This is a genomic window from Pseudomonas sp. P5_A12 (assembly GCF_056400685.1).
On sequence record NZ_JBFUKU010000585.1, the window covers coordinates 1 to 1,184 of the forward strand.

Here is a 1,184-nt window from a genome sequence, read left to right on the forward strand (position 1 = left end):
ATCCAGACGATCCTTCCCACTGGGGCGAGCCGCGCCTACAGCTACAACGCTTACGGAAAAATCACGGCCGAGCGCGACGAACTCGGCCGCATCACGCGCTACGAATACGTCGACGATCTGCACCTGGTCAGCCGCCGACTCAATGCCGATGGCACCCAGCTGCAATACCGCTACGACAACGCGCAGCTGTTGCTCACGGAAATCGAAAACGAATCCGGCGAAAAATATCAGCTGGACTACACCCCCGGCGGCTTGATCCGCCAGGAAACCGGTTTCGACGGCCAACGTACGGCGTACGCCTACGACCTCAACGGCCAACTGCTGGAGAAAACCGAATTCGGTTCTGGCGGGTCGCAGCTCATCACCGCTTACGAGCGGGACKCGGCSGGGCGTTTACTGGTCAAAACCCTGCCCGACGGCATCAAGGTCGAATACCGCTACGACAGCCTCGGCCGCCTGATTGGCGTCGACGACGGCCATGACCACCCGCTCGAATTCGAGTACGACCAACAGGACCGCCTGATCACCGAACATCAGGGYTGGGGCACGYTGCGCTATGGCTACGACGCCTGCGGCCAACTCAARCGCCTGCGCCTRCCGGACGGCAGCAAACTCGATTACCACCACGCCAAGGGCGGCGCGCTCACCGCCATCGACCTCAACGGCGCACGGCTCACCAGCCACCAGTTTGCCTTCGGGCGCGAGCAACAACGCCAGCAAGGCCAGCTCACCAGTCAATACCACTACGACGAACAAGGCCGATTGCAGGCCCACGCCATCCACCAGCAAACCCGGCCGCTGTACATGCGCCACTACGGGTACGCGGTCAACGGCACCCTGGCCACCGTCGCCGACAGTCGACATGGCCAACGCMGCTATTACTACGATCCACTCAACCGCCTGACCCGCGTCCGCCACACCCGCGACGATCCACCGGAAACCTTCGCCCACGACCCCGCCGGCAACCTGCTGATGCAGGACCGCCCCGGCGCCGCGACCGTCAAAGGCAATCGCCTGCTMATGCAAGGCGACCGCCACTACGACTACGACGCCTTCGGCAACCTGATCCGCGAACGCCGCGGCACCGGTCATAAACTCGTCACCGACTACCGCTACGACTTCCAACACCGCCTGATCGGCGTCACCACCCCGGACGGCCGCAGCGCCAGCTACCGCTACGACGC

1 pseudogene is annotated in these 1,184 nt (G+C 63.8%); it reads left to right on the forward strand.

What is annotated here, in order from left to right:
- Window positions 1–1,184 (forward strand): annotated as a pseudogene (locus AC1DSG_RS31265) (type IV secretion protein Rhs); the annotation flags it as partial.